Source organism: Amycolatopsis sp. FU40, assembly GCF_021903635.1.
GTDB classification, from domain to species: Bacteria; Actinomycetota; Actinomycetes; order Mycobacteriales; family Pseudonocardiaceae; genus Amycolatopsis; species Amycolatopsis dendrobii.
The window spans coordinates 4,567,577-4,580,027 of record NZ_CP091381.1 but is presented as its reverse complement, the minus strand read 5'-3'; the positions used below and the strand labels follow the sequence as shown (position 1 = coordinate 4,580,027).

Annotated in this window: 12 protein-coding genes; 7 read left to right on the top strand and 5 right to left on the bottom strand. The window is 69.1% G+C overall.

All coding sequences use genetic code 11. From position 1 onward, the window contains the following. Both hemW and L3Q65_RS21875 read left to right on the top strand, forming a co-directional pair. Positions 1 to 1,218, top strand: a complete 1,218-nt coding sequence (gene hemW, locus L3Q65_RS21880; RefSeq protein ID WP_182894201.1) for a radical SAM family heme chaperone HemW — start codon at positions 1 to 3, stop codon at positions 1,216 to 1,218. Between the two features lie 70 nt (positions 1,219 to 1,288). Then, the gene (locus tag L3Q65_RS21875; RefSeq protein WP_237600674.1) at positions 1,289 to 2,209 is read left to right on the top strand and encodes an NADP-dependent oxidoreductase; all 921 of its coding nucleotides are present in this window, start codon (positions 1,289 to 1,291) and stop codon (positions 2,207 to 2,209) included. Here the strand turns inward: L3Q65_RS21875 and L3Q65_RS21870 are convergent. After that, entirely contained in the window at positions 2,199 to 2,906 is a 708-nt protein-coding gene (locus L3Q65_RS21870; protein ID WP_237600673.1) for a TetR/AcrR family transcriptional regulator, read from the bottom strand. The genes L3Q65_RS21875 and L3Q65_RS21870 overlap by 11 nt on opposite strands. Before the next feature lie 96 nt (positions 2,907 to 3,002). Between L3Q65_RS21870 and L3Q65_RS21865 the strand changes: the two genes are divergently transcribed. The 3 genes from L3Q65_RS21865 (at position 3,003) to L3Q65_RS21855 (ending at position 5,667) form a co-directional block, all read left to right on the top strand. Then, positions 3,003 to 3,410 (top strand): SgcJ/EcaC family oxidoreductase, encoded by a 408-nt coding sequence (locus L3Q65_RS21865; RefSeq protein ID WP_182894204.1) that lies wholly within the window; start codon positions 3,003 to 3,005, stop codon positions 3,408 to 3,410. 195 nt (positions 3,411 to 3,605) lie between these two features. Beyond that, positions 3,606 to 4,424, top strand: a complete 819-nt coding sequence (locus tag L3Q65_RS21860; RefSeq protein ID WP_182894205.1) for a siderophore-interacting protein — start codon at positions 3,606 to 3,608, stop codon at positions 4,422 to 4,424. Between the two features lie 10 nt (positions 4,425 to 4,434). Then, positions 4,435 to 5,667, top strand: coding sequence for a serine hydrolase (locus L3Q65_RS21855; protein ID WP_182894206.1), 1,233 nt, complete (start codon positions 4,435 to 4,437; stop codon positions 5,665 to 5,667). Here L3Q65_RS21855 and L3Q65_RS21850 read toward each other — a convergent pair whose 3' ends face one another. The 4 genes from L3Q65_RS21850 to L3Q65_RS21835 are packed head-to-tail and all read right to left on the bottom strand — an operon-like array spanning position 5,668 to position 10,399. After that, positions 5,668 to 6,666 (bottom strand): TIGR03842 family LLM class F420-dependent oxidoreductase, encoded by a 999-nt coding sequence (locus tag L3Q65_RS21850; RefSeq protein ID WP_237600672.1) that lies wholly within the window; start codon positions 6,664 to 6,666, stop codon positions 5,668 to 5,670. 10 nt (positions 6,667 to 6,676) lie between these two features. Beyond that, positions 6,677 to 8,059, bottom strand: a complete 1,383-nt coding sequence (gene hydA / locus L3Q65_RS21845; protein ID WP_182894208.1) for a dihydropyrimidinase — start codon at positions 8,057 to 8,059, stop codon at positions 6,677 to 6,679. Next, positions 8,059 to 8,901, bottom strand: a complete 843-nt coding sequence (locus L3Q65_RS21840) for a nitrilase-related carbon-nitrogen hydrolase (protein WP_037813646.1) — start codon at positions 8,899 to 8,901, stop codon at positions 8,059 to 8,061. The genes hydA and L3Q65_RS21840 overlap by 1 nt, the downstream gene beginning before the upstream one ends. Further along, complete coding sequence (locus L3Q65_RS21835; protein ID WP_182894209.1) at positions 8,894 to 10,399, bottom strand: NCS1 family nucleobase:cation symporter-1; 1,506 nt, start codon at positions 10,397 to 10,399, stop codon at positions 8,894 to 8,896. Before L3Q65_RS21835 ends, L3Q65_RS21840 begins: the two co-directional genes overlap by 8 nt. Before the next feature lie 241 nt (positions 10,400 to 10,640). On the opposite strand from L3Q65_RS21835, the gene L3Q65_RS21830 reads away from it, so the two are divergent. Together L3Q65_RS21830 and L3Q65_RS21825 are read left to right on the top strand one after the other, a co-directional pair. Beyond that, positions 10,641 to 11,312 (top strand): response regulator, encoded by a 672-nt coding sequence (locus tag L3Q65_RS21830; RefSeq protein ID WP_370648219.1) that lies wholly within the window; start codon positions 10,641 to 10,643, stop codon positions 11,310 to 11,312. Then, the gene (locus tag L3Q65_RS21825) at positions 11,309 to 12,370 is read left to right on the top strand and encodes an ATP-binding protein (RefSeq protein WP_182894211.1); all 1,062 of its coding nucleotides are present in this window, start codon (positions 11,309 to 11,311) and stop codon (positions 12,368 to 12,370) included. Before L3Q65_RS21830 ends, L3Q65_RS21825 begins: the two co-directional genes overlap by 4 nt. The last annotated feature ends 81 nt before the right edge of the window (positions 12,371 to 12,451 follow it).

The window sequence follows — 12,451 nt, the reverse complement described above, 5'->3', positions numbered from 1 at the left end:
ATGGACGTCGTGCCTGTTCCCGACACCCACCGTCCTCCTGCCGGACTGCCCGAGACCGCGCTCGCGGGCCTCGGCACCCGTCCGTTCGGCGTGTACGTCCACGTGCCGTTCTGCGCGACCCGCTGCGGCTACTGCGACTTCAACACCTACACCGCGGGCGAACTCGGCTCCGCCGCCTCGCCTCGGTCGTGGCTGGACGCGCTGCGTCGCGAGCTGGAGCTCGGCGCGGAGATCCTCGGCGCCGCACCGCGGGCCGAGACGGTGTTCGTCGGCGGCGGGACCCCGTCCCTGCTCGGCGCGGACGGGCTGGCCGAGGTGCTCGACGGGGTCCGGTCGGTGTTCGGGCTCGCGCCGGGCGCGGAGGTGACGACCGAATCGAACCCGGAGTCCACTTCGCCCGAGTTCTTCGCGGGCATCCGTGACGCGGGTTACACCCGGGTGTCGCTGGGCATGCAGTCCGCGGCCCGGCACGTGCTGAAGGTGCTGGACCGCGTGCACACCCCCGGCCGTCCGGTCGACGCCGCGCGCGAGGCCCGGGCCGCCGGGTTCGAGCACGTCAACCTCGACCTTATTTACGGCACGCCGGGGGAGCGGGTCGAAGACCTGCGCGCATCGCTCGACGCGGTGTTGTCGGCCGGAGTCGACCATGTGTCTGCGTACGCGCTCATCGTGGAGGATGGCACCGCGCTGGCCCGCCGGGTCCGGCGCGGCGAACTGCCCGCGCCGGACGACGACACGCTGGCCAGCTACTACGAGATGATCGACTCGGTCCTCGCCGGTGCGGGCCTGACCTGGTACGAGGTCTCGAACTGGGCGAGCGGCGAGGCCGCGCGATGCCGCCACAACCTCGGCTACTGGCAGGGCGGCGACTGGTGGGGCGCCGGACCGGGCGCGCACAGCCATGTCGGGGGCGTGCGGTGGTGGAACGTCAAGCATCCGGCGAAGTACTCAAGCCTGCTCGCGGAGGGCCGGAGCCCGGAAGCCGACCGTGAGGTGCTCACCCCGGAAGACCGGCACCTGGAGCGGATCATGCTGGAGCTTCGGATCTCCGACGGACTGGCGTTGGCCGCGCTCGACGAAGCCGGGGTCACGCAGGCGCGGGCGGCCGCCGCGGAGGGCCTGCTCGAAGTGTCCGATTTGGACAGTCGAGGCCGCGCGGTGCTGACGGATCGGGGCCGTCTGCTCGCGGATGCGGTGGTCCGGAGGCTGGCCGGCTGAATTTTCGCCCGCCGGGCATAAATCCGTTCGATCGTTTGTTGGGCTAAGCATACGAGCGAGGGAGACGCGTATGCCGCAAGCGGTCAGATACGGCGAACACGGCGGGATCGAAGTGCTGCAGCTGGCCGAAGTGCCCCGGCCGGAGCCGGAATCCGGGCAGGTGCTCGTCCAGGTCCGGGCCGCGGGGATCAATCCGGGGGAAACGAAGATCCGCGTCGGCGCGCTGGCGGAACGCTGGCCGTCGACCTTCCCGTCCGGACAGGGCAGCGACCTGGCCGGAGTGGTGGTCGAACTCGGCGCGGACGTCGAGGAAATCCAGGCGGGGGACGAGGTCGTCGGCTTCGTGCACACCCGCTCCAGTCACGCCGAGTACGTGCTCGTCCCGGCGGAACACCTCGTGCCGAAGCCGAGCGGGCTGTCGTGGGAGGTCGCGGGCGGCTTGTTCGTGGCCGGAACGACCGCATACGCCGCGGTCGGCGCGGTGTGCCCGCGCGAGGGCGAGACGATCGTCGTGTCCGGGGCTGCTGGCGGAGTCGGCTCGCTGGCTGTGCAATTGGCGAAGCTCACCGGCGCGACCGTGATCGGCATTGCCGGCGAAGCGAACCATGAGTGGTTGCGCGAGCACGACATCGTCCCGATCGCATACGGCGAAGGGCTCGAGGAGCGGCTCCGGGAGCTGACCGGCGACCAGGTGCACGCGTTCATCGACACCTACGGCGACGGTTACGTCGAACTCGCCTTGCGGCTCGGCGTCTACCCCGGCCGGATCGACACGGTGGTCGACTTCGCCGCCGCCGAGAAGTACCGGGTGAAGACCGAGGGCAACATCGCCGGGGCCAGCACCGAGGTTCTGCGCGACCTCGTCGCGTTGGCGGACAAGGGATTGCTCGACGTCCCGATCGCCGCGACGTACCCGCTGGCCGAGGTCCAAGCCGCCTACCGCGAGCTGGAACAGGGGCACACGCGCGGAAAGATCGTGCTTACCGTTTGACCATCGCCGCCAGCCCCGCCACGAACGCCTCCAGGGCGAATTCGAGGCGGGGCTGGCTGGTCTCCGCGGTGAAGAATTCCCCGGCCCGCAACAGGTTCGGGAACGCGCTCGCGGGCAGCGACTGCATGTACTCCGCCATCTGCCGGCCGCGTTCGCTCATCTTTTCCGGGTCGTAATCGCCGAACGTCCAGCCGCTCGCCTCGTAGGCGAATGCCTTGGCGTACGTGCTCAACGCGTCGCCCGCGAAGACCGCCTGCTTGAGATCGAGCCCGCCCGCGCGGAGCAGCTGAAGCATGACTTCACCCTGCCGCAGCGAATTCGGCGTCACCGGGATCGGTGTCTGCCACGCGACTTTCGCGATGCCCGGATACGCCATCATCGCCCGGATCTGCTGCCGCACTTGCTCTTTGACCTGTTCGGTCCATCGCTGCGGATCCGGTTCCGGGCACGGCACCTCGCTCAGCGCCGCGTCGAGCATCAGCTCGTCCAGTTCCTCTTTGTTGGCCACGTACGCGTAAAGGGACGCGGGCCCGGTCTCCAGCTGCTGCGCGACCCGGCGCATCGAGACGGCGTCAATGCCCTCCGCGGCGAGGATTTCGAGCGCGGTTTTCACGATCAGTTCCTGCGACAGCATCTGCTTCGCGGCGCGCCGGCGCGGGCTCGGCGTCCGGCGCCATGGCGGGGGCGGTGCGGTCATCCCCGAAGCCTAGACGACCCCCGGCCTTGACGCGAACGGTGTTCGTGAGTACAACTGGACCTCGTACGCGAACGACGTTCGTTAAGGAGTATCAGCATGTCGCAGCGCGAAGAAGTCCTGTCCGTCCTCACCCGGCTCGCCGACGCCTGGAACAACGGCGATGCCACCGCCTACGGGAACCTGTTCACCGAAGACGCCGATTACGTGACGTTCTTCGGGCTCCGGTCCACCGGCCGCCAGGCGATCGTGGACTCGCACCGGGAGCTGTTCGAGGGGCCGCTGAAGGGCTCGAAGCTCACCGGCTTCGGCGAACCGCGGGTGCGGTTCCTGCGGGACGACGTCGCGGTCATCGTGACCGGCGGCGGTTCGTCGCTGACCGGCGGAGACGACCCGGCGGCCGAGGGGCGGGAGAGCTCGCTGACCTACGTTCTGGTGCGGGGCGACGAGGGATGGCGGATCACCGCGTTCCAGAACACGCGGGTCTCGAAGCCGTGGGAAGCATGAGGGCGGTGGCGGCGCCTCGCGGACGGAGGGGGACCATCACGGAATCGGAGTCCCGCAGGTTCCCCTCACGGACTTGGCGTCAAAGGATTGCGGGGCCGAGCGGCGCTCGCAGCGTCCGGGACTGGGCGGAACGGGTGAAGGCGCGTACCGTGGGAGCCACGACTTAGGTAAACCTTACTGAAACAGGGGTGTTCGATGGCCGAAGGTCCGGCGCGCAAGGGGAGGACCGCGGTGCGGCTGGAGGTGCTGCGCAAGGAGCACCTGACGCCGCACATGATCCGGATCGTGGCCGGCGGCGAGGGGCTGAAGGATTTCCGCCCGAACGAGTTCACCGACGCGTACGTGAAGGTGATCTTCAAGGTGGACGGGGTGGAGTATCCGGAGCCGTTCGACCTGAACCGGATCCGCGAGGAATTGCCGCGCGAGCACGCTCCGCGGCTGCGCACGTACACCGTCCGCTCGTACGACGAGGCCGCGGGCGAACTGGTGCTCGACTTCGTCGTGCACGGCGACGAGGGGCTCGCCGGGCCGTGGGCGCAGCGCGCGCAACCCGGCGACGAACTGCTGCTGGCCGGTCCGGGCGGGGCGTACGCGCCGCGCGCCGACGCCGGCTGGCACCTGCTGGTGGGCGACGAATCGGCGTTGCCCGCCATCGCCGCCGCGCTGGAGGCGCTGCCGCCGGGGGCGCTGGCGCACGTGTTCCTGCTCGTGGCGGACAAAGCGGAGCACCAGCCACTCGCGACGAAGGCCGACGCGCAGGTCACGTGGCTGCACCGCTCGGCGTCCGACGATCTGGTCGCGGCGGTGAAGGGGCTGCCGTGGCCGGACGAGGACGTGCACGCGTTCGTCCACGGCGAGGCCGGTTTCGTGCGGGAGCTGCGGCGGTACCTCTTCGACGAACGCGGCGTCGCTCGGGACGCGGTGTCGCTGTCCGGGTACTGGCGCGAGGGCAAGAACGACGAAGCCTGGCGCGAGGAAAAGGCAGCGGAGCGGAAAGCGGCCAGTCCGGCGTAAGGTCGCCGCCATGGCGACCGAGGTGAAGGTGGAGGCCGATCCGGCCGACGCGGGTTTCGACGGGACACGGCTGCGGCGGATCGACCGGCATTTCGCCCGGTACGTCGACGACGGCTTGCTGCCGGGCTTCCTCGCGGTGGTGAGCAGGCACGGCCGGATCGTGCACGTCGCCTCGCACGGCTCGCGGGACGTCGAAGCGGGCGCCCCGGTCGAGACCGACACGATCTGGCGGATCTTCTCGATGACGAAGCCGGTCACCTCGGTGGCGGCGATGACGTTCGTCGAGGAGGGCCTGATCGACCTCACCGACCCGATTTCCCGGTGGCTGCCGGAATTCGCCGAGCCGCGGGTGTACGCGAAAGGTTCGGCGCTGGCTCCGGTCACGGAGCCGGCGACCGAACCGATCCGGCTGTGGCACCTGCTTTCGCACACCGCGGGCCTCACCTACGGCTTCCACCACACGCACCCGGTCGACGCGGTCTACCGCGCCGGCGGGTACGAATGGGGCACGCCGCCGGGACTGGACCTGGCGGAATGCACCAAGGCGTGGGCGCGGTTCCCGCTCGTGTTCCAGCCGGGCGCCGAATGGAACTACTCGGTCGCGAGCGACGTCCTCGGCCGGCTGGTCGAGGTGCTCGCGGGGAAGCCGCTCGACGAGGTGCTCGCCGAGCGGATCTTCGGCCCGCTGGGCATGACCGACACCGGGTTCTGGACTTCGGACACGGACCGGCTGGCCGCGTTGTATCTGCCCGCGCCCGGGACGAAGAAGCTGGTCCGCAACGATGCCTTCGGCGCAGTCGGCACGTCGCGCCCGGCATGCCTTTCGGGCGGCGGCGGCCTGGTCTCGACGGCGGCGGACTACCACCGCTTCACGCAGATGCTGCTGCGCCGCGGCGAACTCGACGGCGTGCGGATTCTGAGCCCGCGCACGGTGGACCTGATGACGGCCAACCACCTGCCGGGGCATGTGGACCTGGAGGCGTACGGCCGCCCGCTGTTCGCGGAAATGCCCTTCGACGGGTACGGTTTCGGGCTGGGCTTCTCGGTCCTGATCGACTCGGTGAAGGCGAAAACCCTTGCCACGCCTGGCGAATACGCGTGGGGCGGGGCCGCTTCGACGGCGTTCTGGGTGGATCCGGACGAGGATCTGACGGTGGCGTTCTACACGCAGCTGCTGCCGTCGTCGACGCATCCGATCCGGCAGCAGCTGCGGCAGCTGGTGTACCAGGCGATGACGGACTGATCAGGCGGTCAGTTTCGGAATCACCTGCGCCCCGTACGCGGCCATCGTCTCCTCCCGCTCGTCGTGCATCAGGTACAACGCGAACTGGTCCACTCCCAGCTCCGCCAGTTCCTCCAGCCGCGCGATGTGCGCCGAGGCCGGGCCGAGCAGGCAGAAGCGGTCGACGATCTCGTCCGGCACGAACGCGGTCGACGGGTTTCCGGCGCGGCCGTGGTGGGAGTAGTCGTAGCCTTCGCGCTCGCGGATGTAGTCGGTCAGTTCGCGCGGCACCGGGCCGGACGAGCCGTACCGGGCCACCAGGTCCGCGACGTGGTTGCCGACCATGCCGCCGAACCAGCGGAGCTGTTCCCGTTGGTGTGCCAGGTCTTCTCCGACGTACGCCGGGGCCGCGACGCAGATCGTGATCCCGCCTGGATCGCGGCCCGCGGCGCGCGCGGCGTCCCGGACCGCGCCGATCGTCCAGCGGGCGATGGCCGGGTCGGCGCATTGCAGGATGAAGCCGTCCGCGTGTTCGCCGACGGTCCGCAGCGCCTTCGGGCCGTACCCGGCCATCCACATTTCCAGCCGGCCGCCGCGAATCCACGGGATGCGGACCGCGGTGTCGTTCATCGTGACCTCGCGGCCTTCGGCGAGATCCTTGACCACGCGCATGCATTCCCGCACGGTGGCCAAAGTGGACGGCGGACGGCCGACCACCCGGTGCGCGGAGTCGCCGCGGCCGATGCCGCACACCGTGCGGTTGCCGAACATGTCGTTGAGCGTCGCGAAGGTCGACGCCATCACCGACCAGTCGCGCGTGCCCGGGCTGGTCACCATCGGGCCCACGACCAGCGCGGACGTCGCTTCGAGGATCCGCGAGTAGATCACGAACGGTTCCTGCCACAGCACGCACGAGTCGAACGTCCAGCCGTACCGGAACCCGGCGTCCTCGGCGGCCTTCATCATCCGCACGACCTCCGCCGCGGGCGGGTCGGTCTGCAACACGATCCCGAAATCCATCAGGCGGCCCTCAATTCAGGTACTGATTGAGTTCACGGGACAGGAACTTGCCGTGCCCGGGGCTGCCGTGGAATCCGTCCGGCGAGACCACGACGCGACCGCGCGACAGTACAGTGTGGACTTTTCCAGTGAGCGAAAACCCCTCGTACGCCGAGTAATCCACATTCATGTGATGCGTAGCCGCGGACAGGGTCTGGGTCGCCGCGGGGTCGTACACCACGATGTCCGCGTCCGAGCCCGCCGCGATCACGCCCTTGCGCGGGTACAGCCCGAACATCCGCGCGGGCGTCGCCGAACACGTCTCGACCCAGCGGCCCAGCGAGATCTCGCCCGCGACCACACCCTGGTGCAGCAGGTCCATCCGGTGCTCGACGCCCGGAATCCCGTTCGGGATCGCCCGGAAGTCGCCGCGCCCCAGTTCCTTCTGATCCTTGAAGCAGAACGGGCAATGGTCGGTGGAAACCACGGACAGGTCGTTCGTGCGCAGCCCGCGCCACAGGTCCGCCTGGTGCGATTTTTCCCGCAGCGGCGGCGAAGCGACGAACTTGGCGCCCTCGAAATCGGGTTTCGCCAGGTCCTCAATGGACAGATACAGATACTGCGGACAGGTTTCGGCGAAGACGTTCTGCCCGTTGTCCCGCGCCTCGGCGACCGCGGCGAGCGCCTGCGCGGCCGACAAATGCACGATGTACAGCGGGGATCCGGTCACCTGAGCGAGCCGGATCGCCCGTGAGGTCGCCTCGCCTTCCAGTTCGGGCGGCCGGGTCAGGCCGTGCTGCACCGGATCGGTGTTCCCGGCGGCGACCGCCTGTGCGGCCAGTTCGTCGATCGCGATGCCGTTTTCCGCGTGCATCATGATCGTCGCGCCGATCTCGCGCGCCTGCTGCATGGCGCGCAGGATTTCCCCGTCGGTGGAATAGAAAACGCCGGGGTAGGCCATGAACATCTTGAAACTGCCGACCCCGCCGTCGACGCACGCGCGCATTTCCTTGAGCGAGGAGTCGTTGACGTCCGACACGATCATGTGGAACCCGTAGTCGATCGCGCAGTTGCCGTCCGCTTTGGCATGCCACTTGTCCAGAGTGGACAACAGGGAAGTTCCCTTGGCCTGCACGGCGAAGTCGATGATCGTCGTCGTGCCGCCCCATGCGGCGGCGATGGTGCCGGTTTCGAAGGAATCGACCGAATGCGTGCCGCCGAACGGCATTTCCATGTGCGTGTGCGCGTCGATTCCGCCGGGCAGCACGTACTTCCCGGTCGCGTCGATCGTTTCGTCGCCGGCGAGCGTGCCGGGCGCGCCTACCGCCGCGATGGTTTCGCCGTCCACCAGCACGTCGGCGGTGACCGCGCCGGAAGGCGAAACTACTTGCCCGCCTCGGATAAGGGTCGTCATCAGGCCTCCGCGAGCGGGCCGTAGCTGTCCGGGCGGCGGTCGCGGTAGAACTGCCACAGATCGCGGACCTCGGCGAGCCTGCCCATGTCCAGATCGCGGACCACGATCTCCTCCTCGGTGTCCGACGCCGCCTCGCCGACGAGCTGGCCGCGCGGGTCCACAAAGTACGATTGGCCGTAGAAGTCGTTGTCGCCCAGCGGTTCCACGCCGACCCGGTTGATCGTGCCCACGTAGTATTCGTTCGCCACCGCGGCCGCGGGCTGCTCCAGCCGCCACAGGTATTCCGACAGCCCGCGGCTCGTCGCCGACGGGTTGAACACGATCTGCGCCCCGGCCAGCCCGAGCGCGCGCCAGCCTTCGGGGAAGTGCCGTTCGTAGCAGATGTACACGCCGATCCGGCCGACCGCGGTGTCGAAGACCGGATAGCCGAGGTTGCCCGGCTTGAAGTAGAACTTCTCCCAGAAGCCCTTCACCTGCGGAATGTGGTTCTTGCGGTGCATTCCGAGGTATTTCCCGTCGGCGTCGATCACCGCCGCGGTGTTGTAGTAGACGCCCGGCTGTTCCTGTTCGTACATCGGCACCACGAGCACCACGCCGTGCCGTTCGGCGACCTCCTGCATGAGCTTCGTGGTGGGGCCGTCCGGAATAGCCTCGGTGTAGGAATAGAAGTCCGCGTCCTGCACCTGGCAGAAATACGGGCCGTAGAACAGTTCCTGAAGGCACACCACTTGCGCGCCTTGCGAAGCCGCCTTGCCGATGGCGTCGACCGCGTTCGCGATCATCGACTCCTTGTCGCCCGTCCACCGCTGCTGGATCAAGCCGGCTCGGACCGTGTCAGACACTGGTTTCCTCCTCGTTCCGGTGCGCGTTCACAGGAAGGCTGAGCAGGATGTAGCCGACGAACGCGCCGACGAAACCCATTGCCCAGTTGTAGTCGTACAAAGGTTTCAGGAACGGAATGAGCCCGTCCGCCGGGAACGGCCCGCCGTAGGCCCCGCCGACCGCGAGCACCGCGCCGATCAGGGTCGCGACGAGCGCGCGCCAGTGCCAGCCCGCGGTGAACCAGTACTGCCCGCTGGGCAGGTACAGGTCGGCCAGCTTCAGCCGGGTCCGCTTGACCACCCAGTACCCGGCGACGAGCACTCCGGCGACCGCGCCGAGCAGGCCGCCGTAGAAGCCGAGCCAGGCGAAAATGTAGATGTCCGGGTCGGAGTAGAGCCGCCACGGCTGGATCAGGACGCCGATCACGCCGGTGATCAGTCCGCCGAGCGCGAAGGTGATCCGCTTCGGGAAGGCGTTGGAGAAATCGTAGGACGGGCTGACGACGTTCGCCGCCAGGTTGGCCGAGATCGTCGCCAGCACGAGCGCGATCAGCGCGACGACCACCACGACCGGGCTGGAGAACTTGTCCGCCAGCTGCGCCGGGTCCCAGATGTCCTGCCCGTAGAGCACGTGCCCGCCGGACGTGGTGAGGATGGCGACGATCGCGATGAAGGTCATCGTCGTCGGCAGCCCGAGGATCTGCCCGCGCATCTGCTTGCGCTGGCTGCCGCCGAAGCGGGTGAAGTCCGGCATGTTCAGCGACAGCGTCGACCAGAACGCGATCATCGCCATCAGCGACGGCGCGAACACCTTCCAGAATCCCGGCCCCCAGCCGAGCTTCCCGCTGTCGTGCAGGATCGGGCCGAGGCCGCCCGCCTTCACCAGCACGTAGCCGAGCAGGATCAGGAACCCGACCGACACCAGCGGCGCGGTCCAGTTCTCGAACTTGCGGACCGCCTCCATGCCGCGCCAGATGATCAGCATCTGCAACAGCCAGAACACCGCGAACGACAGCCACATCGTCCAGTGCTGCCCGGCGATCACCGCCGAATCGCGCCAGCCGGACCCGGCCAGGCGCCCGACGATCACGTAGATCGCCTCGCCGCCCACCCAGGTCTGGATGCCGAACCAGCCGCAGGCGATGAACGCGCGCAGCAGCGCGGCGAGGTTCGCGCCGCGCAGGCCGTAGAACGCGCGGGCGAAGACCGGGAACGGGATGCCGTATTTGGTGCCGGCGTGGCTGTTGAGCAGCATCGGCGCGAGCACGATCAGGTTGCCGACGGTGATCGTGATCAGCGCTTGCAGCCAGTTCATGCCGAGCGCGATGAGCGACGCGGCCAGTGCGTACGAAGGGATGTTGTGCGCCATCCCCATCCAGAGCGCGAAATAGTTGTAGGTCGTCCAGGTCCGCTTCTCGACCGGGACCGGGGCCAGTTCGTCGTTGAAGAACCGGCTGCCTCGCAGCGCCCGCACGTCGCCGAGGTCCACCCGGCTGTGCTCACGTGTCGTCGGCTCCATTGCGGAATCCTGCGCGCCGGGCGGGGGCCGGGGGCAGAGACAGACTGTTCACTGTTCGGCCGCCCTTGGCGCAGTCTGTCGATTGCGCCGAACCGCGCCGGGGTGCATGACCTGCGTCACAACCTGCTCGTGACGTCCGGGCAAAACGGCGGAAACATCTCCACCGGATCTCCACATCTCGCCCGGATGGCCTCCACGGCGATTGCTTAAAGTCGGCGGCATGGACAACGGGGGAAGACGGGTGCTGGTCGTCGAGGACGACCTCACCATCGCCGCGTCGATCGATGCCCGGCTGAGCGCGGAAGGGTTCTCCGTGACGGTCGCGCACGACGGTCCCGGTGCGGTCGCGGCGGAGGCGGCGACCAGTCCCGACCTGGTGGTTCTCGACGTGATGCTGCCCGGTTTCGACGGTCTCGAGGTGTGCCGCCGGATCCAGGCGCGCCGTCCGGTGCCGGTGCTCATGCTCACCGCCCGCGCCGACGAGACCGACCTGCTGGTGGGCCTCGGCGTCGGCGCGGACGACTACCTCACGAAGCCGTTCTCGATGCGCGTGCTGTCCGCGCGGATCCAGGCGCTGCTGCGGCGGGTGGAGCGCTCGTCGGCCGCGGCGGAGGAGCGGATCGTGCTGGGAGACCTGGAGATCGACATCGCGGAACGCCGGGTTCGCCGAGGGGGCGAACCCGCCCAGCTGACGCCGATCGAATTCGATCTCCTGGTGCATTTCGCGCGCCGTCCGCGTGCGGTGCAGCCGCGGGAACGGCTGCTGAGCGAGGTGTGGGACTGGGACGTGCAGGCGACCGGAGCGGGTACGCGGGCGGTCGACAGCCACATCAAGGCGTTGCGGCGCAAGCTCGGGGCCGACCTGATCCGGACGGTGCACGGGGTCGGGTACGCGCTGGAGGTTCCCGCGTGAAGCCGTTCGTCGCGAAGGCCGTCGATTTCCTGCCGAGGCCGCTGGACGGGATCCGGTCGATCAAGCTGAAACTGGCGATCCTGATGGTCGCGTCCGGCGGGATCGCGTTCGCGTTCTTCCGCTACCAGATCGGCTGGCTGCCGCCGCGGACGACGGTGACCGCGGTGGCGATCGCGTTGCTGACGTCGCAGATCCTGGCGCACGGCATGACCAGGCCGCTGCGCGAGATGACGGCGGCCGCGCGGGCGATGGCGAAAGGCGATTACACGCGCCGGATCCGCGCCACCGCCCGCGACGAGGTCGGCTCGCTGGCCGCGGCGTTCAACCAGATGGCCGCCGACCTGTCCACCGCGGACCGGCAGCGCCGCGAACTGATCGCGAACGTCTCGCACGAGCTCCGGACGCCGATCACCGCGCTGAACGCCGTGCTGGAGAACCTGGTGGACGGCGTCGCCTCGCCGGATCCCGCGACGCTCCGCACGGCCTTGCACCAGACCGAACGCCTGGGGCGGCTGGTCGCCGAACTGCTGGACCTGTCGCAGATCGACGCCGGAACGCTGCCGCTGGACCTCTCGCCGGTCGACCTCGAAGACCTGCTCGCCGAGGTCGCGGCGGAGGCGGAAGCGATGGCCGCGGCGGCGGGCCGGGGAGTCCGGTTCGCGGTCTCGGTGACGCCGTCCGGCGCGACGGTGTCCGCCGACCGGGAGCGGATTTACCAGGTGGTGCTGAACCTGCTGGAGAACGCCGCCAGGCACGGCCCGGCCGGGGGAGAAGTGGCGGTGCTGGCGCGGGTCGAGCCGGGGGAAGCGCGGATCGAGGTGCACGACCAGGGGCCGGGGATCCCGGAACCCGACCGGGACCGGGTGTTCGAGCGGTTCACCCGGGGAGAACGCGCCGGGGGCGGCGGGACCGGGCTGGGGCTGGCGATCGCGCGGTGGGTGGTGGAACTGCACGGCGGGACCGTCGCGGTGGTCGATCCCGAGCCGGTCTCCAGCGGAGGTCTCGCTGCTGGCGGCGGCGGGCCGGGGTGCCGGATCCGGGTGACACTGCCCGCTTGACGGCGGGCTGCTTTCCCACTGCGGTCCGTGAGGGGGCCTCTGAGGGAATCTGATTCCGTGAGGGAAACCCTCACGGACCTT